Raw genomic sequence first — 24606 nt, forward strand, 5'->3', positions numbered from 1 at the left:
CGCCATGCAGGAATGGTCCACCGACTCGCTGCCCGCCAGTGCGCACTTCGGCTTCTGGCGCGAGGTGATCTGCGAGGCGTTTGCGACGCTGGACCCGCGCCCCGCCGTCGCGCGCGCCGCCTTCCCGAGCCGGGTGTCGCTGGCGGCCCTGGGTTCGGCCCATGCCGCCAGGATCGCGTCCTGCCCGCAGGTCGTGGTTCGCGGGCCGCGCGAGATCCGCCTGGATCCGCAGGATCGACTGTTCGTCAACCTGCAGGTCTCCGGAACCGGCCGCGTATTGCAGGACCAGGGCGTCGCCATCATGCAGGCCGGGGACTTCAGCGTGGTGGATACCGCGCGGCCCTACCAGCTGCAGTTCGACGGCGATTTCGAAGTGCTGTCGTTTCGTCTGCCGCGTGACCGGCTGCTCGGCTGCGTGAGCAACCCTGCGGCACTGCGGGCCCGCACGATCAACGGCCGCACGGGCGTGGGCCGCATCGCGGCCGGCTTCATGCAGTCCCTCATCGAAGGCGCCGACGTGGTGCCGGAGCCAAGCTGCGAAACGCTGATCGACCAGTTGTGCGAATGGATCGGCGAGGCGGCGCGAGGCAGCATCGGCACCAACGCCTCCGGCACACAGCGGGCGAGGGAGCTGCTGGTCCGCTCGGTTCATCGCGAAATCGGCCGCTCCCTCGAAGACCCGGACCTCTCGGTGCCGGTGCTGGCGGCACGCCTGGGCGTGTCCATCCGCTACCTGCACAAGGTCTGCGCAGCGCAGGGGCACTCGGTGGCCGCCACGATCCGCGAGACGCGCCTGGCACGCTGCGCGCAGGATCTGTCGAATCCGCTGGAGCATCGGCCGATCGCCGCCATCGCTGCGCGCTGGGGCTTTGGCGATATTCCGCACTTCACCCGCATGTTTCGCCGGCGGTTCGGTTGCAGCCCCGGACAGTGGCGCGTCGCGCGGGCGGAAGCCGTCGTCGACGCGGGCGAGACGACCGTCGTGGTCGACACTGCAGTGCATTCATCCTCCGCGCAGTGACGGACGCGCCCGCAGTGGCTTGACAGGGCCACGGCCGATCGAACGATGATCGGCATCCGGTCCCGCGATTCGCCGATGACCGGGGACAAGGGGGAGACCATGTCCGCGACCAGAATCTCCGAGGCTGACGCCCGCATGACGGTTCGTCAGGTGGAGTTCGCCTGCCCAGCGGACATGGCGGCGCAGTGGAATCCGCGAAAGCCCGAGTTCTCGCGCATCTTCCGCAGGCTCACACCGAGGGGGCTGCGCATTACGTTGCCCGGCGACAACCCCCGACAGCTACGCGAGCAGGCTGTAGCGCGGGTTTGCGCGCAGCTCTTCGCACGCGACCATTCTCCGTTGCGCTTCGACACGAAGCGTCTTGATGCCGCTGATCCCATTCCGCTTTCCTGACCTGGAGTCTCATGAGCGCAGAACCCGTTGCCGCTGACACCGGCACCCACATGTCCGAGCGCATGCGCACCCTGCTGTTCCTCAATGGCGTGGGTCTGCTGATCCTCGCCATTTCCATCGGCTGGATCTGGTTCTTCGCCTTGCTGGGCCGCATCGAGCTGTGGCCCATTCCGATCAACATTCCGGTGTCGATTCCAGACGACGGCCGCGCCTGGCGCATGGCGCACATGGAGGGCATCACCCACGGTCTGCTGCTGATGGCCTGGGCCGCCGGCGGGCGCTTCATCCGCCTCAGCGCCGTGCAGTTCAAGTGGTTCTTCTGGTCTGCGCTAATCAACGCCTGGATGTTCACCATTCCGCCGATCTTCAACGCCCTGTACGGCACGCGCGGGTTATCGTTTGGCGGGGCACCGTTCAAGGGCGGGCTCGCCAACGACGTTATCTACCTGTTCGGCTGGCCGCCGGTGATCGCCGTACACATCCTGCTCGGGCTGGCCCTGTACGGCGCCTGGCGGCATCTGCGCCACACCTGAAGCCCTCGGGAATCGGGCCCTCGCGGACTGGCGTCGCGCGGGGCGTCGGTCCGGTACGGGCGCAGGCTCAGCCAAGCGGAATTCCAGTGGCGTCGAGCCAGGTCGGATAGTTGAAGTAGTCGCGGTGCAGGGTGATCTTGCCATTGTGAACCTCGAACACGCCGGCCACCGGCAGGTCGAGTTGCCGGCCTTTCCAGGTGAAGCGGTCGATGCGCTCGTTGAACACCACCGACCCGGTCGCCGCGGTGCGCACCATGATCAGCTCGATGCCCTCCATCAGGCTCGCGAAGGCCAGGAACCCCTGCTTGATCGCCTCCTTGCCCTGGATCGGTGCCACCGGCACGTTGTGGTAGATCGCGTCCTCGGCGAAGTAGCTCATCAGCTCTTCAATGTCGCCGCGCTGCCAGGCGGCGCAAAAGGCGTTGACGGTTTCCAGCGGACTCATGGCCATGTGAGGTCTCTTCGTTCCAGGGTGATCCACAGTGGGCGAGCGCGGTGCGCCTGGCAATCCTCCAGGTGGCGCCAGCGACTCCCCCGGAGGTGTGTGCGGGGCTGACCCGATTGGGGCGATGAGGTGGGATTCGGCCCTAATCCGGATGAGAAATAGCGCACGCTGCGGGCGTTCCGAATCGTTGAGGGTGGTCTACGCTAGGCGCCTTTCCTCCGCGCCCGCGGAGCCGCGTTTTTTTTGGTGCCGCAGCCAGAGAGTTGCCGATGCGCATCCTGTGGATTCTCGCCGTCACGTCGTTGACGCTCGCACTGTCTGCGCCCGGCGCAGCCGCCCGGCTCACGATCCCGCCGTTCACGCCCAACGTCGTCGACCCCGGCGGGTATCTCGACGCCGCCGCCAACCAGCGCGTCAACCTTGAACTACAGCGCATTCGCGAGGAAAGCCGCATCTGGGGTGCGGTGTTCATTCTCGAAGCGCTAGAGGGCGAGCCCATCGAGAACGTTGCGGTGGAAGCGTTCGAACAATGGCAACTCGGCGAGGCCGATGCGGACAACGGCCTGCTGCTGGTGCTGGCGATGAATGATCGCGAGTCGCGCTTCGAAGTCGGCTACGGGCTCGAAGGCACGATCACCGACGTCGCCGCGCTGCGGGCGCTGGATGCCTACCTGGCGCCGAAGATGCGCGAAGGCGATGTCGCCGCGGCAATCGCGGACGCCTTCGGTTTTCTGTCGCGCCTGGGCGCGCAGGATCCTGACGCGCTGCGCGAACTCGAACACCCGTCCACCGCGGACGACGACATGGTGTGGAAGCGCGGCCTGATCGCCTGGGGCGTGTTCCTGCTGCCATTGTGGCTGTGTGTGCCGATCCGCAACGCCTGGGTCGCCTACCGCCGCGACACGCTGCTGGGTGCGCAACCGGCGCTGGCGCTGGGCGACGAGCAGGTCGTCAGGACACCCAACCACACCGGCCGGTGGGGACTGAACTGGGGCGTGCTGGCGTTTCTGTCGATCAACCCCGGCGTGTTCGTATTCTTCCTGTCGGCGATGCAGCCGATCATCTTCTATCTCTCGCTGGCCATCCCGCTGCTGGTGGTCGCGCTGGTGGCCTATCTGTCCGGACGCAAGTACGGCTCGCCCGAACGTTACCGCCGGTTTCTGGACAACATCGCTAAACAGCGGGCCGACCTGATCGGCAAGGGCCACCTGGAGGAAACCGCACCCGGAAGGTTCAGCTACACCCCCGCGTATCACGCCAGCCGGGCGTCCTCGTCATCCTCATCCGGCGGCAGCAGCTACTCCTCATCCTCGGGTGGCGGCAGTTCCGGCGGCGGCGGTGCCAGTTCCCGATGGTGAAGGTCCGATGCGCGAGTCCGCCGCTGGCGCAGGTGCAGCGCGTGGACAGGGCGGGGCGCTAAGCTTTCGGCTCACGCGTTCACTCAAGAGCTGATCGTTCCATGCGCTATGTCCGTCCCGTGCAATCGGCATGACCTTCCCCAGTGTCCATGCGCCTCTGGCCCGCATCGCCGGCTGGGGTGGCGAACGCCAGCTCGTGGCATCTGCAGACGCCGAACCGGGCGCGCTGCTGGTGGCGGAGTACCCCATCGCTTTCGCGCAAACCCACGAGGGCGAGGACGACGTCGGGTCGTGGCTGCTGCTGGAGACCATCCTGTCCTCCGCTGAGATGTTCGAGCAGGTCAGCGCGCAGGACTTGCGGCTGACCAAGTGGCCGCTCGCGCCGGAGGACGAGGCGACCCTGGATCACATCGCGCGCAAGTACCGGCGCAACCCGAAGAAGCTGGCGCAGCTCTATCACCGGGTGGCGACCAACAACATCCGCTATCGCCAGGCCGGCGTGACCGGCTACGGCATCTGGCCCACGCTGAGTCGCTCGAATCATTCCTGCGACCCCAATGCCGAGCTGCGCGGCGCCCCGCAATCGCCACTGGCGGAGCTGCTGCTGGCGACGCGCCCCATTTCGAAGGACACCGCGATCTGCTGGAACTACCAGGCAGACACCGCCTTTCTGACCCTGGACTGGTTTGAACGCAACCAGCGTCTGCACCGCGACTTCCAGTTCCTGTGCCGATGTCCCCGCTGCGAATCCGAGCGACCGGCGCACGTCGCCGGCCTGTCCAGGACCGCGCTGGCCGCGTACTTCCAGCGACCTTCGGGATAGGTGCGTTACGGCGCTCCGCGGCCAGGCTCAGCTCCCGGGATGCACGGCATTCGGAAGGCACGGCCGAATCGGATCCCGGCAGACGAGTGGCGCTGTGCGGCGCGGTCGGCGCGGCGTAGTCTCTCTTCAGCAGTTGCTCACATCACCAACCGGGGAAGCGCCATGGCCGTCGACGAAGGCAAGCTCAACGAGTTTCTGGGCAAGGCAGTTGGCGATCTTGGCGCCGCGATGAGCGCTGCCCTGGTTCTGGTGGGCGACCGGCTCGGCCTTTATCGGGAACTGGCCAAGGGCCCGCTGACCTCGGCCGAACTGGCGCAGCGCACGGAGACGCATGAGCGTTACGTGCGCGAGTGGCTGGGCAATCAGGGCGCGGGCGGCTACGTGACCTACGACGCTGCTGCCAATAAGTGGTTTCTGAGTCCGGAACAGGCGCTGTGCCTCGCCGACCCGAATGGACCGGTCGACATGCCGGGTGCGTACAACATCGTCCAGGCGACCTTTCATGCGCTGCACCGCACGCTGGAAAATTTCGAGAGCGGCCAGGGTATGGAGTGGGGCGATCATCATCCCTGCCTGTTCCATGGCACCGAGCGTTTCTTCCGCGCCAGCTACAACGCCAACCTGATTGCCTCATGGCTGCCGGCACTGGACGGGGCGGTCGCGCGGCTCCAGTCCGGCGCCAGGGTGGCGGATGTCGGCTGCGGCCATGGCGCCAGCACCTTGCTCATGGCCCGGACCTACCCCTCATCAAGCTTCATCGGCTACGACTATCACGCCGAATCGATACGCGTGGCGCGCGAACACGCCGCCGCCGCTGGTCTGAACAACGCAACATTCGAGGTGGCCGACGCCGATGGCTACCCGGAAAAGGATTTCGACCTCATCGCGTTCTTCGACTGCTTGCACGACATGGGCGATCCGGTCGGCGTGTCGCGTCACGCGCGGGCGGCGCTCAAGTCCGATGGCATCGCGATGATCGTCGAGCCTTTCGCCAATGACCGTGTGCAGGACAATCTCAACCCGGTCGGCCGTGTGATGTATGGCGCCTCTTCGCAGATCTGCGTGCCGGTGTCGCTGGCGCGCAAGGGTCCGGCACTGGGCGCGCAGGCGGGTGAGGCGCGACTACGCGAGGTCGTGGTGGACGGCGGTGGGTTCACGCGGTTCCGGCGGGCCACGGAAACGCCTTTCAACCTGGTGCTGGAAGCGCGGCCGTAGCGGCAGCAAGCCGAGTTGAGGGCCGCACTTGCGGCCCTGGATGCCCGTACCCCGGGCGCGCCCCAGGCGAAGGATCCGCCGAACCGGCCTATCCTGTCCGCAGACCCCATCAGCGATCCACGAATAGCGGGTCGTAAAGGAGATGCGTCATGGAGCCATTCGACATCCTGATTCGCAACGGCCAGATCATCGACGGCACCGGCGCTGAGCCCTACGTCGCCGACCTCGCCATCAAGGCTGGCCGCATCGCGCACATCGCGCCGCGCATTTCGGGCAGCGCCACGCGCGAGATCGACGCCACGGGAAAGGCCGTCACGCCCGGCTTCGTCGACGTGCACACGCACTACGACGGCCAGGCCACCTGGGACTCGCACATGAATCCCTCGTCCAATCTCGGCACCACCACGGTCGTGCTCGGTAACTGCGGCGTAGGCTTTGCGCCCTGCCGCAAGACCGACCGCGAGGTGCTGGTGCAGTTGATGGAAGGCGTGGAGGAGATTCCGGGTTCCGCGCTCGCAGCCGGCATCCAGTGGAACTGGGAGAGCTTCCCCGACTACCTCGACGCGCTGGAAGCCAAACCGCGCGACATCGACGTCGCCGCCTTCCTGCCGCACGCACCGCTGCGCGTGTACGTGATGGGCCAGCGCGGCGTGGATCGCGAGGCCGCGACCGCGGACGACATCGCCGCCATGCAGAAGCTGGTGCGCGAGGCGATGGACGCCGGCGCCATCGGATTCTCCAGTTCACGCACCCTGCTTCATCTCAGCAGTACCGGTGAATCGGTGCCGACCATGGGCGCCGCCGTGACCGAAATGAAGGCACTCGGGTCTTGCCTGTCCGGCGACAAAGGTCACGTCCTCCAATTCATCTCCGACTGGGTGGATGAAGACGCGGAGTTCGGCATCCTGCGCGACGTCAGCAAGGCCACCGGCGCGAAGGGCACGTTCACCCTGGCCGCGTTCGACAAGCCACCGCCGGGCTCCAATCCGAATCCCGACCTTTGGCGCGAACACCTCAAGCGCATCGATGCCGCGCAGGCTGAGGGCCTCGACATCCGTGGCCAGGTGATCTCGCGCCCCATCGGCGTGCTGATGGGGCACCCCGCGAGCATGAGCCCGTTCTACCGCCGCCCCACCTTCCTCGCGCTGGAAGTGCTGCCCGCCGCCGAGAAGCTCGCGAAGCTGCGCGACCCGGCCATCAAGGCGCAGATTCTGTCCGAGCAGAACGACCGTCCGCACATCTTCGTGCAGCTGCTGGAGCGCGCCTTCGACCAGATGTACCCGATGGAAGAACCCATCAACTACCTGCCCGCCAACAGCGACTCGGTCGCCGCGCGCGCGCAGCGTGACGGCCGTGACCCGATGGAATGGCTCTACGATTTCCTTCTGGGCAACGACGCGAAGAACCTCATCTACATCCCCGCCACAAGCAAGAACGGCACGGTGATCGGCGCGCTGATGCAGCACCCGCACACCATCAGCGCGCTCGGCGACGGCGGCGCGCACGTCGGCTCCATCTGCGACAGCAGCGCGAACCTGTTCCTGATCACGAAGTGGGTGCGCGACGAAAAGCTGCTGAGCCTTGCGCAAGGCATCCGCCGCATCACGCACGATCCCGCGAGCTTCTTCTCGCTCAACGACCGCGGCCGCCTCGCGCCCGGCTGCAAGGCCGACGTGAACCTGCTCGACCTCGACAAGCTGATGCTCAAGACCCCGCGCAAGGTCGAGGACCTGCCCGGCGGCGGCGCGCGCTTCATCCAGGACTGCGAGGGAATTGCCGCGACGTTCGTGGCGGGAGAGATGATCTATCGCGAGGGCGTCGCGACGGGGGCGTTGCCGGGGAGGCTGGTGCGGAGCGGGGCTACCTAGTGGGGCGGACTAACAGCTTCATCGCGTAATCCGCCTTCCGCGAATTACGCTTGCTACCACCCGGACCTTGAATCCTTGTCCGTATCGAGCCACGTTCTACCTTCATTGACGCCCCCATATATGGTCCTATCAAGGCGGCAACTATTCTGACGCGGGGGCCCGGAGGGTCCAAGAATCCTTTGACTTGGACGAGCTTTAAGGGGTACGGTCTGTTTCATAAACGAAGTTAAGTTGATTCGAAGCATTCTCTCCGCACAACCTTCTACGCGAACATGAAACAAGGTCTTACAGCCGTGTTCTTGATACTCGCAATATCCACAAATGCGGTCGCGGACAATTCGCTGCTAACCAAACAGTTCTCGCTGTGCATGGATAACTCTGGGGGCGTGACAGCAGCTATGCTCGACTGCGTCACGACAGAAACTGCGATCCAAGATGCAAGGCTGAACAGCGCCTACCGAAAATTGCGTGGTCAGCTTTCCGATGCAAGGAAAGCGCAACTTCTGGCTACGCAGCGCATTTGGATTCAATTTCGTGATGCGAATTGTGGTTTCTATGCTGATCCGGAGGGCGGAACTATGGCCGCAGTGAGCGGCAGCGATTGTGTACTGCAAGCCACTGCATCGCGGGCCAAAGAGCTTGAAAGATTTCTTGAGTAGTCAGCAAAAAAGTCGCACTGCACCCGACTTGTGCGATACAGCGTTACGGGAGGAAGCGAATTTAGACATCCAGCACTTGTACGGGTACGTCTGCTGTCGAATTATTTGCAGCAATTATTGGGGGTAATTATGAACTGGTTTATTGGGGCTCTAAAAAAGTACGCTACGTTCTCCGGGCGCGCTCGGCGCGCTGAGTATTGGTACTTCTTTCTTTTTTTTATTCTTATCTTTATTGGCCTGTCAATTATTGATGGCATCACAGGCTCCTTCGACACGGAAGCGGGCGTAGGCCTGCTGGGTGGTCTTTTTTTTCTCGTCGTTTTTCTGCCTTCCTTAGCGGTTAGCGTCCGCCGGCTTCACGATACCAATCGTAGTGGTTGGTGGCTGCTGATCGGAATTATTCCACTAATTGGCGCTATTGTTTTGATTGTCTTCGCAGTACAAGACAGTACTTCTGGAGACAATTCTTATGGGCCCAATCCTAAGGCCGCTGTCATTTAAAATGGGCTTACAACTGATCCGGGCTTTCGCTTCGAGGCGGAAGAACTTCGGTTACGACAAGATGTGCGACACGACGGGGGGATGTGAGTGAGCCAATATTTTTTCCCTGCCTTGATCATCGCAACTTTAATGCTCATTACATCTGGGTGCAGCAGTGGCCCGCCCAAGTGCTCCGACGCGGAGACTATCGATCTGGTGAAACAGATCTTCGTTGAAAAATTTGTCGGGAGTGAAGAAACCTCGCAATCTGAAATAGATGACAATTTAGTTGTCCAGCTTCCGAGAGCTACCGCGGAAGACAAGGGAATAAAAAAGATAAGTTGCGAGGGCAAGTTAGTTGTGGGACAGCGCTATGAACTGCCGATTAGCTACGAATCTCAACTTGATGACAATAATCAACACATTGTGTTCGTGGCCGGAATTCCGCGTGGTCATTTCTTAGGAGCGTCAAATAGCTTCGTTGAGGCGATAAGGGCAAGCCGTGCTGCTTCTAAGGGTCAGGCATCATCAATATCTACTCCGAATTCCTCGGAGACGACCGTAATAATCGGCACGATCAATTCTGGCACTTTGTTATCGAGCGTCATATCCGATGACGGATCGGAGTATACGTTTCCAACGCAATCCGAGATGGCAAATTCAATATTCGAAGAATGCCAAGCCGATGACATGTGCATCGTCTCCGGGCACATCAAGGACGGTTCAATATTATCGGTAGTGAACGTGACAAAACTTTAAAACCAATAGGGATCTGAAGGGAGAAGAAAGCCTGACTTTTATGCGCATCGACGCTTAAATGAGGAATCTGGAATGGCGGTTCCGCTTAGACTGCTCTACGCGTCCTGCGAAGGGCGGGTTCTGATTTACACCCCAGTCGTTCCAACAACGGCCACAGCGCATCGAACAGCGCATCGGGACGTCCCATGTGCGCGTTGTAGCCCAGGACCGCGGCAGCACGATTGCGTGGAGGCTGAGCGCACGTGGCGCATCGGCCGGGCACTTGGGGTCGTGCTCGCCGGTGGCGGGCACGATGGTGGCTATGGCGGCTGCGAGCAGGCCGGTGAGTCCAGCGAGCTTGAGGTGCCGCTCGGCGGCTTCCTGACGACTGGCGAACACGGGGTTCGGTTTGGTCGACAGTGCTTTGGCGCTTGCGTGTTCGTCGGCGCTCCACTGGAACTTGATGCCGAGCCCGCACGCGGCGTCGACCCGGACTCCGGACCCGCCGATGACCAGGGTGAGTGCGATCGCGCCGCCGAGGGAGTGGCCGAGCACCACCACGCGCGACGCTGGCGGGATGATCTGCGCAACTGACGCGGCGAGATTCACGAACGAGTAGTGCGGCGACAGGGGCGCGGAGCGGCCATGCCCCGGCAGGTCCGGGACGATCGCGCGGTCTTGCAATTACTGCGCCTGCAAATGCTGTGTCAGTCCGGCCCGGACCTCGCCGGTAGCCCCGGGGCCGTGCAACAGCAGGAGGACCGCATCGCCACTGCCCAGGGTACGGATGTGCAGCGTCGGGGTCATGTGCGGGGTTCCCGTATCCGGATATTGATCAGGGCACTGATCAGGACACCGGTCATGCCACCGACCAGCGGATCGGCAGGCGCTTGACGCCGCGCTGGAAGTTGGAGCGCAGATAGGCGGGGTCGCCGTCGGTCTGCAGCCGTCCCATGCGGCTCAGCACTTCGCCGAACAGGGCGCGCATCTGCACGCGCGCAAGCTGCGCGCCCAGGCAGAAGTGCGGTCCTTGCCCGAACACCATGTGCGGATTGGGGTGACGGCGGATGTCGAGGCGGTCGGGCTCGTGGAATACTCGCTCGTCACGGTTGGCGGAAATGAAGGAGACCACCACCTTGTCGCCGGTACGGATCGCGGTGTCGCCCAACACGCAGTCTTCGGCAGCGGTGCGGCGAAAGGTCATCACCGGGGTCCACCAGCGCAGCAATTCTTCCACCGCCCGCGGCAGCAGCGAGGGGTCGGTGCGCAGCTCGTCCTGCGCGTCGGGGTTTTCCATCAGCGCGATGCAGGCGCCGGGCAGGCCGTTGCGCAGGGTTTCGTTGCCGGCGACCGCGAACAGCCAGAACATGTTCTCGAATTCTTCAATCGAGACCTGCCCGCCGTCGTCGTCCACCTGCGCGAGCAGCAGCGACATCACGTCGTCACCCGGGTTGCGGCGCTTTTCCTCGGCCAGCAGATGCGCGTAGGCGTACAGGTCGGGCATGCCCTCGCGGGTGCGCGGGTCGGGCATCAGGCCGTCCGGCCCGGGCTGCGGCCGCAGGCGCATCGCCTTGCGGGCCATGGCGGTTCCGGCGTCCAGATCGAATGACGACGACGATGCGTAGTCCGGGTCCTGGTAGCCGATCACGCGGTTCGACCAGTCGAACATCAGCATGCGGTCCTGCGGGGGCACGCCCAGAATCTCGGCCAGCGCGAGCAGCGGCAGGTCGGCGCCGATGTCCTTGGCAAAGTCGCAGCGGCCGTGACTAGCGTTGCCGACCACGCGGGTGACGATGTCGCGCGCGTGGTCGCGGATGCGGGCTTCGAGCTGGGCGAGCGCGCGCGAGGTGAAGGAACGGGCCAGCAGCCTGCGCAGGCGGGTGTGCTCGGGCGGGTCCATGTTGAGCATCATGCGGCGCACGAAGCGCAGCGCGTCCGCTGTGGCCGGATCGCGGATCTGGGTGCCGCCGAGCGCGGACGAATAGCGTTGCGGCTGGGTCATTACCGCCTCGACCTCGGCATGGCGCAGCACCAGCCAGAAGCCGGGCCCGGCGGGCCAGCCGAGCAGCGCGGGTTCGTCCACCCACACCACCGCCTGCTGTTCGCGCAGGCGGGTCAGAACCTCGAACGGCACGCCGGCGACGTAGGTCGAGGCATCGAAGATGCGATCGGTATCCGCGGCGGCGGGCGGCGGGGTCGTCACGCGGCGTTGCGTGCCGGCAACACGGTGCCCACGGCCGCGCCGAAACCGATGCGCGGCCCGCCGGCCTGTTCGCACCAGGCGCGCAGGACCACGCGGTCGCCGTCTTCCAGAAACCTGCGCTCCTCCGAACCGCTGCCGATGCGCAGGGCTTTGCGGCCGGCTTCGCTGAGTTCCAGCAGGGAGCCGGACTCGGCGGGCGTCGGACCCGACTGCGTGCCGCTGCCCAGAAGATCTCCCGGGCGCAGATTGCAGCCGTTGATGCTGTGATGGGTCACCAGCTGCGCCAAGGTCCAGTACGAATGGCGAAAGCTGCTGTGCGAAACCGTGGCGGCGCGTTCGCCACGTTCGCGCATCGCGGCGGTCTGCAGCGCCGCTTCAAGCTGGATGTCGATGGCGCCGTGCGCTGCGTTGTCCGCTGAGCTCAGGTAGGACAGTGGCGCAGGATCGTCGGCGGGGCGCGTGAACGGCAGGCGATACGGCGCTAGTGCCTCCAGGGTCACGATCCACGGCGAGATCGTGGTGGCGAAGCTCTTGCCCAGAAATGGGCCGAGCGGCTGGTATTCCCAGCCCTGGATGTCGCGCGCCGACCAGTCGTTGAGCAGGCACAGGCCGAAGATCTGCGCCTCGGCCTGCGCCATCGTCAGCGCGCTGCCCAGCGCATTGCCGGGGCCGATGAAGGCGCCCAGCTCCAGTTCGTAATCGAGCCGCTTGCTGGGGCCGAACAGGGGCGTGGTCAGGCCGGATGGCAGGGTCTGTCCGTGCGGGCGCGGGAAGTCCTGCGGCGACACCCCGATGGATGAACTGCGGCCGTGATAGCCGGTGGGAATCCACTTGTAGTTGGGCAGCAGCGGCTGGTCCGGACGCAGCAGGCGGCCGACGCGGGTGGCGTGATGGATGGAGGCGTAGAAGTCGGTGTAGTCGCCGATCAACGCCGGCAGCAGCAGCTCGGCGTCGGTCTGGGCGACCAGGCAGGCGGCCAGGCTCGTCTGTGCCGCGGAGTTCGCACGCAGCGCTCGCGACAGCGCAAGACGCAAGGCCGACCACGCAGACGCGCCCAGTGCCATCAGCGCGTTGAGCGCGGGTGCGGAGGCGGCCTGCAGCGCGATCAGCGCGGTGTCGGAGAACACCCCGGTTTGTGCGGCCGCGGCGAGGTCCAGAATCTGATCGCCAATCGCCACGCCGCCGCGCGGCGGCTCCGTGGTGCCGCGGCGACAAAACACGCCGAACGGCAGGTTCTGGATGGGAAAGTCGCAGCCCGGCGCGTTGGCCGATTCGATCCAACTGCTAAGCGCGGGGTCGTGGGTTTCATTGAGTCGGTTCATTCAGCGTGAATCCGGGGTGAAGTGAGCACGCAGGTCTTGCCAGCAATCCGCGTAACCGGCCTGCAACTGCGGGCTTTGCAGCGCTTGTCGGGTGGGTTGGATGACCATGCGGCTTTCGAACATGAAGGCCATGCTGTCTTCGATCCGGGCCGGCACGGAGGTGTCGGCGCGCAAGGCCTTGTCGTAGGTGGCGCTGTCCGGGCCGTGCGCGACCATTGCGTTGTGCAGTGACGCACCGCCCGGCACGAAGCCGTCGGCCTTGGCGTCGTAGCGGCCATGGATCAGGCCCATGAACTCGCTGGCGACGTTGCGATGAAACCAGGGCGGGCGAAAGGTCTGCTCCGCCGTCACCCAGCGCGGCGGAAACACCACGAAGTCCAGCGCGCCCACACCGGGCGTGTCGCTGGGCGACTGCAGCACGAGGAAGATGGAAGGATCGGGGTGGTCATAGGACACCGAGCCCATCGCGTTGAAACGGCGCAGGTCGTATTTGCAGGGCGTGTGATTCCCGTGCCAGGCCACCACGTCCAGCGGCGAGTGGGCGATGGGCGCGCGCCAGAACTGTCCCAGAAATTTGCAGACCAGTTCCCCGGCAATCGAGAGGTCTTCGTAGTTCGCGACCGGGGTCAGAAAATCGCGCGCGTTGGCCAGTCCATTGGCGCCGATGGGACCGAGCTCGGGCAGGCGCAGGGGTGCGCCGAAGTTTTCGCAGACGTATCCGCGCGCCTGCTCGTCCAGCAGTTCCACCCGAAAGCGTACTCCCCGCGGAATCAGCGCGATCTCCTGCGGCGACACATCGATCAAACCGAACTCGGTCGCCAGCCGCATGCGTCCGGTCTGCGGCACGATCAGCAGCTCGCCGTCCGCGTCGTAAACGTAGCGCCGCTGCATCGAGCGGTTGGCGGCGTACAAGTGAATGGCGCATCCGCTGTGGGTGTCCGGCGCGCCATTGCCGCCCCAGGCCCTGAGTCCGTCGATAAAATCCGTGGGGGCGTCGGGCCAGGGCATCGGGTCCCAGCGCAGCGGGTTGGGCGCCACCGCGCGGTCGTACTCCGTGACCAGGCCCGGTTGTTCAAGCGCAACAAAGCGCCCCTGCAGCACGCTGGGCCGGATGCGGTACAGCCAACTGCGGCGGTTGGCGTGGCGTGGTGCGGTAAAGGCGGTGCCGGAAATCTGCTCCGCGTAGAGCCCGTAAGGACAGCGCTGCGGCGAGTTGCAACCCACCGGCAGCGCGCCGGGCAGCGCCTCGCTGGACAGTTCCTGCGCGAAGCCGCCGAGGTAGCGCAATTCCGGAGTCATCTCTGCACGGTGCCCATGAAGGCCGGATTTGTCGAAGGGTGATGATTTCAACCCCGGCTGGGGTTGTCGCAGTAGAACCGGCCGCGCGTTACGGCAGCCCCGCGTGCGGCACGTCCACTCGGGTGGCCAGCAGTTTGCCGTCGCGGGTGGCCTTGCGCTCGGCTTCATCGAACGACGGCGCGGCGCACAGGTACAGGGTGCGGCCGTCGTCACCGCCGAGCATGCAGGCGTACACGCCGAGATCGCCGGTGGAGATGCGCTGCAGTTCGCGCCCGCCCTCGGCGATGCGCAGCACACAGTGGCGCACGGCGTCGGCCACCCAGACGGCGCCCTCGGCGTCCAGACACAGCCCGTCAGGTACCGCGACCTTTTCGAGTTCGGCGCCCTGCTCGTGCATCGCGCGGTAGGGTAGGCCGAGTTCGGCCCACACGCGGCGATTGCTCAGACCGCCGTCGGCAGCGACATCGAACGCGGTCAGGCAGCCGGCAAAGGATTCCGACACGATCAGGGTGCGGCCGTCCGGGGTGATGGCCGTGCCATTGGGAAACATCAAGCCGTCGGCCGCCACCGCCACGCTGCCGTCGGGGTCCACGCGCAGGATGCAGGTGGTGGCCTCGGCAGCGCCCGTCATGATGTCGAAACCGAAGTTGCCGACATAGGCACGCCCCTGGGAATCGACCAGCATGTCGTTGAGATGCCAGGGTGCGTGCGCCATCAGGTCGGCATGCGTGACCAGCTCGCCGGAGGGTTCGCGACGCAGTATGCGACGGTCGCGCATGGACACGATCAGGGCGCGGCCGTCGGGCAGAAAGCCCAGCCCGGAAGGCTGTTGCGGCACCTGCGCCACGCATTCGACGCGGCCGTTGGCATCGACCGCGACGACCTGGTGGGTGTAGAAATCGGATACCCACAGTCGGCCGTCGTGCCAGCGCGGGCATTCGAGATAGGTGAATCCTTGGGCGACGGTCTGCATGCTGAGCTCCGTGATCGGGTCGGTGGCCGTGGCGCGCGCGGGCGTGTCGCAACGGCGCTATCGGGCGTGACCGAATTCAGCCTGAATACACGCCGCGATGCCATGCGGGCCGTCCCGCAGGGGTGGCGCACCCATCACACACGTTTACGTACATTCGACTCAAGAGAACCGATGAGCCAGCACAGATGGACCGCGGCGCAGATGCCGTCGCAGCAAGGCAAGACCGCGATCGTCACCGGCGCCAGCAGCGGCCTGGGGCTGGAGACCGCGACGGCGCTGGCCGCGGCCGGCGCGCGGGTGATCCTGGCCTGCCGCAATCCTGCACGGGCCGATGCCGCGCTGGCGCGCGTGCAGGAGCAGGCGTCGGCAGCGGACGCACGCTGCATGACACTCGACTTGGCGGATCTGGCATCGGTGCGCACGTTTGCAGCCGAATTTCTCGCCAGCGAGTCGCGCCTGGACCTGTTGATCAACAACGCCGGGGTCATGGCCTTGCCGCTGCAGCGCACCGCCGACGGCTTCGAGATGCAGATCGGCACCAATCATCTCGGCCACTTCGCGCTCACCGCCTTGCTGATCGAACGTCTGACCCTCAGCGGCGACGCCCGCGTGGTCAACGTCGCCAGCCTGGCGCATCGCTGGACCCGCGGCATGGACCTGGACGATCTCAACTGGGAGCGCAAGCGCTATCTGAAGTGGGACGCCTACGGCAAGAGCAAGCTGGCCAACCTGCTGTTCACCTTCGAACTGGACAGCCGCCTGCGCCAGGCCGGCTTGTCGATCAAAGTCGCCGCGGCACATCCCGGCTATGCCGCCACCAATCTGCAGATGGTGGGACCGCAGATGGAAAATTCCGCCATCGGCCGTCTGGCAATGAGCTTGGGCAACAATCTGATCGGCCAACCGGCGTCGATGGGTGCGCTGCCGACGCTGTATGCCGCCACCGCGCCGGACGTGGCGGGCGGCGACTACATCGGCCCCGATGGTTTTCAGCAGTTGCGCGGCTATCCGACGAAGGTGGGTTGCCGTCGCGCCGCGCGGCATGCGCCCACCGCGCAACGGCTGTGGACGCTGTCGGAATCCCTGGTTGGCGCCAAGCTGTTGTAGGCGCGCAGACTTATTCCGCCGCAGCGCCCGCGGTCTTGAGTTCGCGCAGGCCGGAAAGATCGAGTTGCTCGGCGGCGGCGTGCAACTGCGCCATGTCCAGGTCCTGTCCGCGCAGCTTGATCATGAAACGTTCGGCGACGATCAGGTCGTATTCGCCGCTGCGGCTGCTGCCGTCCCAGCGCTCACGGACGCGCATGCCGTCCTGCTCACGCACACGCTCGTAGCCGCTGTCGGATTCGCTCTCGGTTTCCACCAGCGCCCAGCCGGCCAGCATCGCCAGGCCGCTGGCGCCGCCGAGATCGGTAATCTCCAGGCGCAGAGTCGCGTTGCCCTCGTCGTTGCTGTAATCGCCGCTGGCGCTGGCGACCTGCAGCCCCATCACGGTATTGCGCTCGGCCTGATATTTGGTGCGGGTGAGGCCCTCCAGCGATTCGGGCACAAACGCCTTGATCTGCGCCGGCTCCAGGGCCTTGACGTTGCCGTCGCCGCCGAACATCGAGCCCAGCGCTTCGCCGAGCGCCTGTTGTTGCGCGGCGGTATCACCGGATTGTTGTGCGGCCTCCAGCTTCTTGCCGGCGGCGCCCATCTGCTGCGCCATCTTGCCGAGGTGCCCCAGGGCGCTGTCGGAATCGATGCTGACGCTGCCGTCGCGCGTGCTGATCTGAATGTCGTCACCACGATCCGACGTGCGCGAACCCAGGTCCGGGCTGCCGCCGAACACGCTCAGGATCAGCGCCATCACCACACCCAGCACGATTGCGCAGACCACCGTCACCACGGTGTAGGCCAGCGAACGCTCCGGCGGGTTGTGCATGGTGGACGGCAGGCCCAGGTACAGCAGGTAGATGGCGTACACGCCGCCGGCCAGCGACAGCAGCCAGCCGATCCACGGCAGGATCACCGCCACCGAGGCGACCCAGCTCGCGGTGTAGGCGTAGGCCACCACTTTGAGCGCCTGCACCCGGTTCTTCTGCCCGCCGAAGGTCGGTGCCAGCGCCTCCACGATCATCGCCAGCAGGTACACCGCGAGCAGCCCCAGGCCGTACTGCACCAGCATGCTGAACAGGCCGGAGAACACGCCGACCCGCACCGTCACCCCGGTGAGCGGAATGCTGGTGCCGATCAGGCTGAACTTGATGAAGCCAGCCACTGCAGGCAGCGCGGAGAGCAGCAGGATGTAGCGCGTGTAGAGCCCGGCAATGCTGTCCTGCTCCTGGCCGATCACCGGCCACTCCTGGCGCGGAACCAGCAGAATGTTCTTGACCCGGTCTACGAGGTTGAGCTTGGTCATGGTGTTTCCCCGGTGGACAATGTTGGCGCCGCTGTGTCCGCGACTCCGAACAGTCTAGCCCTCGCCTGCGTCGACGCCATGTCTGCAGTGTGAAGCGCGTCGCGCCGGTGGCCCGGTTTGAAGTGCGCCACTGCCGGCTGGCAGCAGGGTCGGTATGCTCCAGCGCGAGTGAGTTCATGAAGCTTTTCGACCGCATGAGCATTTTCGATCACATCATTGCCGGCGATCTGCCGGCCAATTTCGTTCACCGCGACGACATCTGCGTCGCCTTCATGGACATCAACCCGATTTCGCCCGGACACGTGCTGGTGGTGCCGCGCCTGTCGGTGGCGACCCTGGCCGAACTGCCGGCCGAGGTCTGCAGCCACCTGCTGCTGCTCGGGCGCCGCATCGGGCAGGCACAGCAGCGTGGCCTGGGCAGCGCCGCGCAACACTTCCTGCTTAATGACGGTCGCGCCGCCAGTCAGACCGTGCCGCATGTTCATCTGCACGTGGTCCCGCGCTACGCGCACGACCGCTGGCGCACCCTGGCCAAGATGACCGCGCACATCGCGTTGCTCGGCCGCCTGCCGAAGATGACACCCGAACGGCTGGCCCGACTCAAAGCACAAGCCGAGGCCATTGCCGCGGCGATGACGTAGCCCAATGAATCCAGGCAAGCGAAGCAGGTTGTTCAGGGGAGCCGACTCAACGAAGTACGAGCGGGCGCGGAACGTTATCTGTAGGGCGGCCCGCGGCCGCCGTCTGCGCTGCGGCGATGACGTAATCCTTGCAGTCGGGATTCGGAAAAGCGCTATGCAGATCAGGCCAGCAGCGCTGACGTAGGTCGGGTTTCAACCCGACAAACCAGGTCGGATTTCGGCCCAAAGGCCGACCTGCGAAACCCTGTCCAGGCCAATCTCAGGCCCTGGCCGCCGCCTGATAGCGACGGTGCAGATAGGCGGCGAAGAACAGTGCCGCGAACCCGGTAGCCAGCGTGGCCAGGCCGACCGCACCGCGCAGTAGCTGATCGTCCGGTCCCACCACGCAGAGCAGCAGCAGTAGCGAGGCCAGGTGCGCCACGAACACCCACAGCGAAGAGCGTCCCAGTTGCTCGAACGGGGTGAGTCGCAGTCTGTCGATCAAGGCGGGCCCGACCGCCATCAGCGCACCGATCAACGCCGCCAGATTCACCAGCCGCAGCGGCGACAGCGACCATTTGTCGATCCAGATTGATCGCTGTGCGGCGTCCATCCAGCCGTGCTGGCCGCCGAGGTGGCGCCACGCGAACATGACCGCCGCCACTGCCAGCGAGACGTTCAAAAAACCCCGCAAGCGCACCGGATCGGCTTGCAACCAGCGCAGCCCATCCGCGCCGAACCACAGACCCAGCACCCATAGAAACTGCCACGCGAACAGGTCGAACGAGCCCAGCAGTTGCAAGGCCAGGCGCAGATTCTCCGGTCCGGCCAGCAGGGTGAACCAGGCTTCGCGCAATCCCAGTTGCGCGGCCAGCCAGATCGCGAAGCTGATCGCCAGCACGCGGCCCCAGCTCCAGCTCAGAGCGATCCCCATCGCCAGCGGCGTGCCGGCCATCAGCAGGATGTACAGCGGCAGGATATCCAGCAGCGGCGGCTGGTAGATCAGCGCGGCACCGCCGATGATCGCCGGCAGCGGTGCGTCGAAATAGAAGCCGAGCAGATTGCGGGCGGCGGGTCGGCCGTAGCTGTCGGCGATCCACGCCACCAGGGTGAAGGCCACCGCCAGCAGCACCAGATGAATCAGGTACAGCTGGCGGGCACGACCCCAGGTCCATTGCCGCGCGGCCCGCGGACTTTGGTTCTGATGCAGACCCAGATAGAGGCGGCCAGCCAGAAAGGCCGACAGGAACACGAAACCCTCGGCGGCCGATACATAACCCAGCGGCTCCACCAGCGCGCCCTGCCAGACCGTGGGCAGGTGGGTGAGCGTCATCATCACCAGCAGCATGCCGCGCAGCACGTCCAGGGCAGGGTTGCGGGTCATGCGTAAGGCTGCGAGGAAAGGGACTGCGCGCAGTGTAGTGCGCGGGTAGCGCGGTCCGCTGAACCGGCATCGGCCGATCCGTTCGCTGGCCAGCGGGATGACGCCTGCGCCGGACCTGCTTACCCTTTGCCTGCATGAACGCAGCGCACGCCTCCGGGCCGGCATCGCCCAATTCCGACATCAGCGGCGGCATCCTGGCCGGCGGACTCGGGCTGCGCATGGGCGGCGTCGACAAGGGCTGGGTCCTGCATGACGGCCGGCCGCTGATCCAATGGGTGCTGCAGGCCTTGCGGCCGCAGGTCGCGGAGGTGTGGATTTCGGCCAATCGAAATCTGGATCGCTATGCCCGCCTGGACGCCGAGGTCGTGGTCGATGACGGTGCCGCGCCGGGGCAGGGCCCCTTTGTCGGCATGGTTCGCCTGCTGGAATCCGCGCGCCGGCCCTGGCTGCTGTGCGTGCCCTGCGATACGCCAACGCTGCCGACCGATCTCGCCGCACAGATGCGGGCCTGTGTGCAGCGCGATGCCGCCGACATCGCGGTGCTGGCCGACGCGCACGGACTTCATCCCACCTTCTGCCTGATCCGCACCGCGCTGGCCGCCGACGCCCGTGCCGCCTTCGATGCCGGCGAGCGCGCGCCTCGACGCTGGTTTGCAGGCCACCGGCTGGCGCGCCTGTGCGGCGCAGCCCCGGTCAACCTCAATGCCCCCGCGGGGGCAGTGGATTAGAGTGGCGGTCGTGAACGCTCCTCTGCTCATCCCTGCGAACGGACCGCTGCGCGACGCGCGTGGCCGCAGCAAGCGCAAGCTGCGGGTGTCGCTGACCGACCGCTGCAACCTGCAGTGCTTGTACTGCATGCCCGAGCATCCCAAGTGGCTGCCGCGCGAGCAGATCCTGCGCCGCGACGAGCTGGTGCGTCTGGTGCGTCTGTTCGTCACCGAGTTGGGTGTGCGCGAGATCCGCCTGACCGGTGGCGAGCCGTTGCTGCGGCGCGATGCGGTGGAGATCACCGCGGAGTTGAATGCGCTGCGGCCGCTGGGCCTGGATCGCATTGCCATGACCAGCAACGCGCTGCGTCTGGCGCCGGTGGCCAGGGCGCTCAAGGACGCCGGGCTGGACGACATCAACATCAGCATCGACAGCATCACCCCGGACCGTTTCCGTGCCATGACCCGCGGCGACGTGACGCCGGTGCTGGCCGGCATCGACGCTGCGCGCCACGCCGGGCTGGCGGTGAAACTCAACAGCGTGGTGATCCGCGGCTACAACGAAGACGAAGTGCTGCCGCTGGTGCGCTGGGCTTATGGCGAGCAACTGTCGCTGCGCTTCATCGAGTTCATGCCGCTGGACGGGCGCGGCCTGTGGACGCAGGACAAAGTCATCACCGAAGCCCAGGTGCTGGAGCAGGTGCAACAAGAATTCGCAGTGCAACGCCTGCCGCGCACTTCCGAGCCGGCGGAATACTTCCTGCTCAACGGCCGCTATCGTCTGGGCATCATCCCGACCATCTCGCGGCCGTTCTGCTCGACCTGCGATCGCGTGCGGCTGTCGGCAACGGGAGAACTGTATTCCTGTCTGTTCTCCGAGCAGTTTCGCGATCTCAAGACGCCGCTGCGCAGCGGCGCCGACGACGCCGAACTTGCCCACGCGATCCGCGGCCACGTCTGGCACAAGGAAGCGGGTTACGCCGAGCGCAAGGGTTACGCCGAGCGCCCCATCACCATGCATCACTTGGGTGGGTGAGGTGGCGCGTTGTGGGCGAGTGCCAGTGGCACTCGCTGCGCCAACGAACGCCCACGGCGCAAGCCGGGGGGCGGGACGAGGTGGCGCGTTGTGGGCGCACCTTCGTTTGAAACCCGTTCACACCGGGTAGCCGCGCAGCGGCGTATCGAGGTGCTGCGCCGTCGATACAGGCCGGGGCTCGGCCTATCGCTGGACCGACTTCATTTTCGTTCCCGGCGCCGCGTCGACGCCTGACTAAAGTCAGGCCGTACAATCACCAGATGAAAATTCATGTGGAATTCTGGGGCGTGACCCGACGCCTCGCCGGAACAGATCGCTGCGAGGTGCAGGTTCCTGAATCCAGCACCGTACTTGCGGCCTTGCAGGCTTTACCGGTTCACGCCGCGCTGGCGGCTGAGTTGGAGCGCTGCGCGTTCGCCGTCGGCACGCAACTGGTGCCGCCCGCAAAAGCATTGAATGACGGTGACGTGGTGGCAGTGCTGCCGCCTGTCAGCGGCGGCTAAAGGAGAGTCGATATGGGTGGACCTGCTAGCGAACTGATCGCAGCGCGCGTGCAATCAACGCCGCTGTCGCTGGACCTGCTGCTGGCCGATACCGAACGCCCGGACTGCGGCGCGTTGTCGGTCTTCGCCGGCACCGTGCGCAATCATCATCAGGGCCGCGCGGTGACCGGGCTGGAATACACCTCGCACGTACCGCTGGCGGAAAAGATCATCGAAGAGATCGAGATCGAAACCCGCGAGAAATTCGGCGTGCCGGTGTGCCGGGTGCAGCACCGCGTCGGTCGCTTGGGCATCGGTGAGACCGCCATCGTCGCGGTGGTGCGTTCGCCGCATCGCGCCGAGGCCTTTGCCGCGCTGCGTTACGCGGTGGACGCCACCAAGCACCGCGCGCCGATCTGGAAAGAGGAGTTCTATCCCGACGGCAGCAGCAGTTTCGTCGAGGGCTGCTGCATTGCGCCGGAGGAAGATCAAGCTCAGGACCGCAGCCCGAATGCGTGACATCAGCCTCAAGCCGACCACCCTGCGCACCGCGCGCGCGGCGGGCTTCATCAAGTTGCCACCGGAGGCGCTGGCACGGGTGGTGGAGGGCAGCGTACAGAAGGGTGATGTGCGCGAGGCCGCGCGGCTGGCGGGGCTGATGGCGGTCAAGCGCACCCCCGACCTGCTGCCGCACTGCCATCCCATCGGCGTGCTGCGCGCCGAAGTCACCGCCACCGTGCAGGACGACGGCATCGCGCTGATCGCGGAGGTGGAGACCGTCTCTGCCACCGGCGTGGAGATGGAAGCCCTGACCGCGGTGTCGGTGGCCGCGCTCACTGTCTACGACATGCTCAAGGCGCACGCACGCGCCGACCAGATGCGTATCGGCGAGATCCATCTGGTGCAGAAGAAGGGCGGCAAGTCGCAATACGCCCGCCAGGCGCGCGGCATGCGTGCCGCCATCGTGGTGTTGTCCGATACCGTCGCTGCAAAAAAGAAGCCCGACACCGCGGGCGCTTCCGTGCGCGACCGGCTGGCCGAAGCCGGCTTCGACATCGCCAGTTTCGAAGTGTTGCCCGACGAGCCCGCGCAGATCGGTGCGCGCGTGCAACAACTGGTTGCCGACAAGATCGACTGCATCATCACCGTTGGCGGCACCGGCCTGGGCCCGCGCGACTGCACGGTGGACGTGGTCGAGCCGCTGATCACAACGCCGCTGCCTGGCTTCATGGAGGCTGCCCGCGCGTTCGGGCAGTCGCGCACGCCCTACGCGATGCTGTCGCGCGGCGTGGCCGGGCTGGCCGGCAGCAGCTTCGTCGCCACGTTTCCGGGCTCGCGTCGCGGCGCCGAGGAAACCCTGGCCGCGGTGTTGCCGGGCCTGATCCACCTGCTGGAGGTGTGTCGCACCCTGCGGCCGCACGAAGGCGGCTATACGTGAGCCTGCTCAGTATCCGCGACGCACTGGCGCGCATCGACGCGGCGGTGACGGTACTGCCGCCGCAGCGGGTGTCGATCGGCCAGGCATTGCATCGGGTTACGGCCGGCGCCGTCGTTGCCGCCTGCGACTTGCCACCGTTCGATCAGAGCAGCATGGACGGCTACGCGTTGCGCGCCGCCGAGGTGCAGGTCTTGCCCGCGCGCTTTCCACTGGCAGCAACCGTCGCCGCGGGCCCGCACGACGCGTTGCCAGTGCTGCCCGCCGGCCATGCCTGTCGCATTTACACCGGCGGCCTGATTCCGCAGGGCGCGGACACGGTGGTGCGCCAGGAGTGGACGACGCGCGACGGCGACCAGGTGCTGATCCTGCGCGCCACACCGGTGGGTCAGGACCTGCGGCGACGCGGCGAGGAACTCAGCGCCAGCACCGTCCTGATGCCGGCCGGGCGTCGTCTCAACGCCGGCCATGTCGCCATGCTGGCGATGGCGGGTGTCGCCGAACTGGATGTGCGCGCCGAGCCGCGCATCACCGTGCTGGTCAGCGGCGACGAGGTGGTGGATGCTGGCCGCGAGTTGCGACCGGGCGAGGTCTACAACGCCAACGGGCCGCTGATGGCGGCGTGGCTGGCCCGGGCCGGCTATGCGCCGCCGCGGGTGGCGGCGCTGGCCGATACCGAAGCCGATGTGCGCGCCGGGCTGCAACGTGCTTTTGCCGAGTCCGATCTGGTGCTCACCAGCGGCGGGGTTTCGGTGGGCGATCGCGATCTGATCCTGCCGCAGGCCGAGGCGCTGGGCGCACAGCGGCTGTTCTGGAAGGTCGCGCAAAAGCCGGGCAAGCCGTTGTACGTGGCCAGGCATCAGGCCTGCCTGCTGATGGGCTTGCCCGGCAATCCGGCGTCGGTGCTGGTGAACCTGGCCAGTTTCGTGCGCCGCGCGCTGGACCGTCTGGAAGGTGTGGATCCGGCCGGTCCGCTGCAGCACCGCGGCGTGCTCGCAGCGTCGGTGCGCTGCGACGCCGAACGCGACACCTGGCTGCGCGTGCGCACCGAACTCGACGACCACGGTGTGATGCGCCTGCACCCGCAGGGTCAGCAGGCTTCGCACATGCTCAGCAACCTCGCTGCGGCCGATGCGCTGGCATGGATCGCCGCGGCGTCGGCGCCGCTGCCGGCCGGTGCGGTGGTGCCCTGGATCGACCTCGGTCTTTGAAGC

At 65.9% G+C, this 24606-nt stretch carries 27 protein-coding genes; 18 read left to right on the top strand and 9 right to left on the bottom strand.

Going from position 1 to position 24606, the window contains the following annotated elements; translation table 11 throughout:
* Window positions 1-4 precede the first annotated feature (4 nt).
* Genes ACOOHP_RS21110 through ACOOHP_RS21120 form a run of 3 tightly spaced genes read left to right on the top strand, consistent with a single transcriptional unit; the run spans window position 5 to window position 1947 of the window.
* A complete protein-coding gene (locus tag ACOOHP_RS21110) occupies window positions 5-1021 on the top strand; it encodes a helix-turn-helix domain-containing protein (RefSeq protein ID WP_420468439.1) in 1017 nt (338 codons plus the stop codon).
* A gap of 45 nt (window positions 1022-1066) precedes the next feature.
* Complete coding sequence (locus tag ACOOHP_RS21115) at window positions 1067-1414, top strand: hypothetical protein (protein WP_420468440.1); 348 nt, start codon at window positions 1067-1069, stop codon at window positions 1412-1414.
* 11 nt (window positions 1415-1425) lie between these two features.
* Complete coding sequence (locus ACOOHP_RS21120) at window positions 1426-1947, top strand: hypothetical protein (protein WP_420468441.1); 522 nt, start codon at window positions 1426-1428, stop codon at window positions 1945-1947.
* A gap of 67 nt (window positions 1948-2014) precedes the next feature.
* Here the strand turns inward: ACOOHP_RS21120 and ACOOHP_RS21125 are convergent, their stop codons facing one another.
* Entirely contained in the window at window positions 2015-2398 is a 384-nt protein-coding gene (locus ACOOHP_RS21125) for a limonene-1,2-epoxide hydrolase family protein (protein ID WP_420468442.1), read from the bottom strand.
* A 263-nt stretch (window positions 2399-2661) separates the two neighbouring features.
* Here ACOOHP_RS21125 and ACOOHP_RS21130 point away from each other — a divergent pair, with 263 nt between their 5' ends.
* The 7 genes from ACOOHP_RS21130 to ACOOHP_RS21160 all read left to right on the top strand — a co-directional run bounded on the left by ACOOHP_RS21130 (window position 2662) and on the right by ACOOHP_RS21160 (window position 9554).
* A complete protein-coding gene (locus ACOOHP_RS21130) occupies window positions 2662-3750 on the top strand; it encodes a TPM domain-containing protein (protein ID WP_420468443.1) in 1089 nt (362 codons plus the stop codon).
* Window positions 3751-3880: 130 nt separating this feature from the next.
* Window positions 3881-4573: an SET domain-containing protein gene (locus ACOOHP_RS21135; protein ID WP_420468444.1), complete on the top strand. Its 693-nt coding sequence runs from the start codon at window positions 3881-3883 to the stop codon at window positions 4571-4573.
* A gap of 162 nt (window positions 4574-4735) precedes the next feature.
* The gene (locus tag ACOOHP_RS21140; RefSeq protein ID WP_420468445.1) at window positions 4736-5788 is read left to right on the top strand and encodes a class I SAM-dependent methyltransferase; all 1053 of its coding nucleotides are present in this window, start codon (window positions 4736-4738) and stop codon (window positions 5786-5788) included.
* Window positions 5789-5937: 149 nt separating this feature from the next.
* Window positions 5938-7656, top strand: coding sequence for an N-acyl-D-amino-acid deacylase family protein (locus ACOOHP_RS21145; RefSeq protein ID WP_420468446.1), 1719 nt, complete (start codon window positions 5938-5940; stop codon window positions 7654-7656).
* Between the two features lie 272 nt (window positions 7657-7928).
* On the top strand, window positions 7929-8315 hold the full coding sequence (locus ACOOHP_RS21150) for a lysozyme inhibitor LprI family protein (RefSeq protein WP_420468447.1): 387 nt from the start codon (window positions 7929-7931) through the stop codon (window positions 8313-8315).
* 30 nt (window positions 8316-8345) lie between these two features.
* Window positions 8346-8816 carry a DUF805 domain-containing protein gene (locus ACOOHP_RS21155; RefSeq protein WP_420468448.1) on the top strand — a complete coding sequence of 157 codons (471 nt, stop codon included), beginning with the start codon at window positions 8346-8348 and terminating at the stop codon, window positions 8814-8816.
* Between the two features lie 195 nt (window positions 8817-9011).
* A complete protein-coding gene (locus tag ACOOHP_RS21160; protein ID WP_420468449.1) occupies window positions 9012-9554 on the top strand; it encodes a hypothetical protein in 543 nt (180 codons plus the stop codon).
* Window positions 9555-9608: 54 nt separating this feature from the next.
* On the opposite strand, the gene ACOOHP_RS21165 is transcribed toward ACOOHP_RS21160, so the two are convergent.
* The 6 genes from ACOOHP_RS21165 to ACOOHP_RS21190 form a co-directional block, all read right to left on the bottom strand.
* Window positions 9609-10217: an alpha/beta fold hydrolase gene (locus ACOOHP_RS21165; RefSeq protein WP_420468450.1), complete on the bottom strand. Its 609-nt coding sequence runs from the start codon at window positions 10215-10217 to the stop codon at window positions 9609-9611.
* On the bottom strand, window positions 10218-10340 hold the full coding sequence (locus ACOOHP_RS21170) for a hypothetical protein (protein WP_420468451.1): 123 nt from the start codon (window positions 10338-10340) through the stop codon (window positions 10218-10220).
* A 52-nt stretch (window positions 10341-10392) separates the two neighbouring features.
* Window positions 10393-11736 (bottom strand): cytochrome P450, encoded by a 1344-nt coding sequence (locus tag ACOOHP_RS21175; RefSeq protein WP_420468452.1) that lies wholly within the window; start codon window positions 11734-11736, stop codon window positions 10393-10395.
* Window positions 11733-13058, bottom strand: coding sequence for a fumarylacetoacetase (fahA, locus tag ACOOHP_RS21180; RefSeq protein WP_420468453.1), 1326 nt, complete (start codon window positions 13056-13058; stop codon window positions 11733-11735). Before fahA ends, ACOOHP_RS21175 begins: the two co-directional genes overlap by 4 nt.
* Entirely contained in the window at window positions 13059-14357 is a 1299-nt protein-coding gene (gene hmgA / locus ACOOHP_RS21185; protein ID WP_420468454.1) for a homogentisate 1,2-dioxygenase, read from the bottom strand.
* Window positions 14358-14445: 88 nt separating this feature from the next.
* Entirely contained in the window at window positions 14446-15345 is a 900-nt protein-coding gene (locus ACOOHP_RS21190) for an SMP-30/gluconolactonase/LRE family protein (RefSeq protein ID WP_420468767.1), read from the bottom strand.
* A 156-nt stretch (window positions 15346-15501) separates the two neighbouring features.
* Here ACOOHP_RS21190 and ACOOHP_RS21195 point away from each other — a divergent pair, with 156 nt between their 5' ends.
* On the top strand, window positions 15502-16437 hold the full coding sequence (locus ACOOHP_RS21195) for an oxidoreductase (protein ID WP_420468455.1): 936 nt from the start codon (window positions 15502-15504) through the stop codon (window positions 16435-16437).
* Between the two features lie 10 nt (window positions 16438-16447).
* On the opposite strand, the gene ACOOHP_RS21200 is transcribed toward ACOOHP_RS21195, so the two are convergent.
* A complete protein-coding gene (locus ACOOHP_RS21200; protein ID WP_420468456.1) occupies window positions 16448-17728 on the bottom strand; it encodes a Yip1 family protein in 1281 nt (426 codons plus the stop codon).
* A gap of 176 nt (window positions 17729-17904) precedes the next feature.
* On the opposite strand from ACOOHP_RS21200, the gene ACOOHP_RS21205 reads away from it, so the two are divergent.
* On the top strand, window positions 17905-18369 hold the full coding sequence (locus ACOOHP_RS21205) for an HIT family protein (protein ID WP_420468457.1): 465 nt from the start codon (window positions 17905-17907) through the stop codon (window positions 18367-18369).
* A gap of 259 nt (window positions 18370-18628) precedes the next feature.
* On the opposite strand, the gene opgC is transcribed toward ACOOHP_RS21205, so the two are convergent.
* Entirely contained in the window at window positions 18629-19732 is a 1104-nt protein-coding gene (gene opgC, locus ACOOHP_RS21210) for an OpgC domain-containing protein (protein WP_420468458.1), read from the bottom strand.
* Window positions 19733-19866: 134 nt separating this feature from the next.
* Between opgC and mobA the strand changes: the two genes are divergently transcribed.
* From mobA to ACOOHP_RS21240, 6 genes are all read left to right on the top strand, one after another.
* Window positions 19867-20460 (top strand): molybdenum cofactor guanylyltransferase MobA, encoded by a 594-nt coding sequence (mobA, locus tag ACOOHP_RS21215; protein WP_420468459.1) that lies wholly within the window; start codon window positions 19867-19869, stop codon window positions 20458-20460.
* A 10-nt stretch (window positions 20461-20470) separates the two neighbouring features.
* Window positions 20471-21475, top strand: a complete 1005-nt coding sequence (moaA, locus tag ACOOHP_RS21220; RefSeq protein WP_420468460.1) for a GTP 3',8-cyclase MoaA — start codon at window positions 20471-20473, stop codon at window positions 21473-21475.
* 272 nt (window positions 21476-21747) lie between these two features.
* On the top strand, window positions 21748-21978 hold the full coding sequence (locus ACOOHP_RS21225) for a MoaD/ThiS family protein (protein WP_420468461.1): 231 nt from the start codon (window positions 21748-21750) through the stop codon (window positions 21976-21978).
* 12 nt (window positions 21979-21990) lie between these two features.
* Window positions 21991-22476, top strand: a complete 486-nt coding sequence (locus ACOOHP_RS21230; protein ID WP_420468462.1) for a molybdenum cofactor biosynthesis protein MoaE — start codon at window positions 21991-21993, stop codon at window positions 22474-22476.
* On the top strand, window positions 22469-23395 hold the full coding sequence (gene moaCB, locus ACOOHP_RS21235) for a bifunctional molybdenum cofactor biosynthesis protein MoaC/MoaB (protein WP_420468463.1): 927 nt from the start codon (window positions 22469-22471) through the stop codon (window positions 23393-23395). Before ACOOHP_RS21230 ends, moaCB begins: the two co-directional genes overlap by 8 nt.
* Window positions 23392-24603: a molybdopterin molybdotransferase MoeA gene (locus ACOOHP_RS21240; RefSeq protein WP_420468464.1), complete on the top strand. Its 1212-nt coding sequence runs from the start codon at window positions 23392-23394 to the stop codon at window positions 24601-24603. Before moaCB ends, ACOOHP_RS21240 begins: the two co-directional genes overlap by 4 nt.
* Window positions 24604-24606 lie beyond the last annotated feature (3 nt).

The organism is Panacagrimonas sp. (genome assembly GCF_965216805.1).
GTDB lineage: Bacteria > Pseudomonadota > Gammaproteobacteria > Nevskiales > Nevskiaceae > Panacagrimonas.

Excerpts from the sequence above, each read along its gene's own strand:
- ACOOHP_RS21110 (WP_420468439.1), top strand. The coding sequence starts at position 5 with ATGCAGGAATGGTCCACCGACTCGCTGCCCGCCAGTGCGCACTTCGGC.
- ACOOHP_RS21115 (WP_420468440.1), top strand. The coding sequence starts at position 1,067 with ATGATCGGCATCCGGTCCCGCGATTCGCCGATGACCGGGGACAAGGGG.
- ACOOHP_RS21120 (WP_420468441.1), top strand. The coding sequence starts at position 1,426 with ATGAGCGCAGAACCCGTTGCCGCTGACACCGGCACCCACATGTCCGAG.
- ACOOHP_RS21125 (WP_420468442.1), bottom strand. The coding sequence starts at position 2,398 with ATGGCCATGAGTCCGCTGGAAACCGTCAACGCCTTTTGCGCCGCCTGG.
- ACOOHP_RS21130 (WP_420468443.1), top strand. The coding sequence starts at position 2,662 with ATGCGCATCCTGTGGATTCTCGCCGTCACGTCGTTGACGCTCGCACTG.
- ACOOHP_RS21135 (WP_420468444.1), top strand. The coding sequence starts at position 3,881 with ATGACCTTCCCCAGTGTCCATGCGCCTCTGGCCCGCATCGCCGGCTGG.
- ACOOHP_RS21140 (WP_420468445.1), top strand. The coding sequence starts at position 4,736 with ATGGCCGTCGACGAAGGCAAGCTCAACGAGTTTCTGGGCAAGGCAGTT.
- ACOOHP_RS21145 (WP_420468446.1), top strand. The coding sequence starts at position 5,938 with ATGGAGCCATTCGACATCCTGATTCGCAACGGCCAGATCATCGACGGC.
- ACOOHP_RS21150 (WP_420468447.1), top strand. The coding sequence starts at position 7,929 with ATGAAACAAGGTCTTACAGCCGTGTTCTTGATACTCGCAATATCCACA.
- ACOOHP_RS21170 (WP_420468451.1), bottom strand. The coding sequence starts at position 10,340 with ATGACCCCGACGCTGCACATCCGTACCCTGGGCAGTGGCGATGCGGTC.
- fahA (WP_420468453.1), bottom strand. The coding sequence starts at position 13,058 with ATGAACCGACTCAATGAAACCCACGACCCCGCGCTTAGCAGTTGGATC.
- hmgA (WP_420468454.1), bottom strand. The coding sequence starts at position 14,357 with ATGACTCCGGAATTGCGCTACCTCGGCGGCTTCGCGCAGGAACTGTCC.
- ACOOHP_RS21195 (WP_420468455.1), top strand. The coding sequence starts at position 15,502 with ATGAGCCAGCACAGATGGACCGCGGCGCAGATGCCGTCGCAGCAAGGC.
- ACOOHP_RS21200 (WP_420468456.1), bottom strand. The coding sequence starts at position 17,728 with ATGACCAAGCTCAACCTCGTAGACCGGGTCAAGAACATTCTGCTGGTT.
- ACOOHP_RS21205 (WP_420468457.1), top strand. The coding sequence starts at position 17,905 with ATGAAGCTTTTCGACCGCATGAGCATTTTCGATCACATCATTGCCGGC.
- opgC (WP_420468458.1), bottom strand. The coding sequence starts at position 19,732 with ATGACCCGCAACCCTGCCCTGGACGTGCTGCGCGGCATGCTGCTGGTG.
- mobA (WP_420468459.1), top strand. The coding sequence starts at position 19,867 with ATGAACGCAGCGCACGCCTCCGGGCCGGCATCGCCCAATTCCGACATC.
- ACOOHP_RS21230 (WP_420468462.1), top strand. The coding sequence starts at position 21,991 with ATGGGTGGACCTGCTAGCGAACTGATCGCAGCGCGCGTGCAATCAACG.
- moaCB (WP_420468463.1), top strand. The coding sequence starts at position 22,469 with ATGCGTGACATCAGCCTCAAGCCGACCACCCTGCGCACCGCGCGCGCG.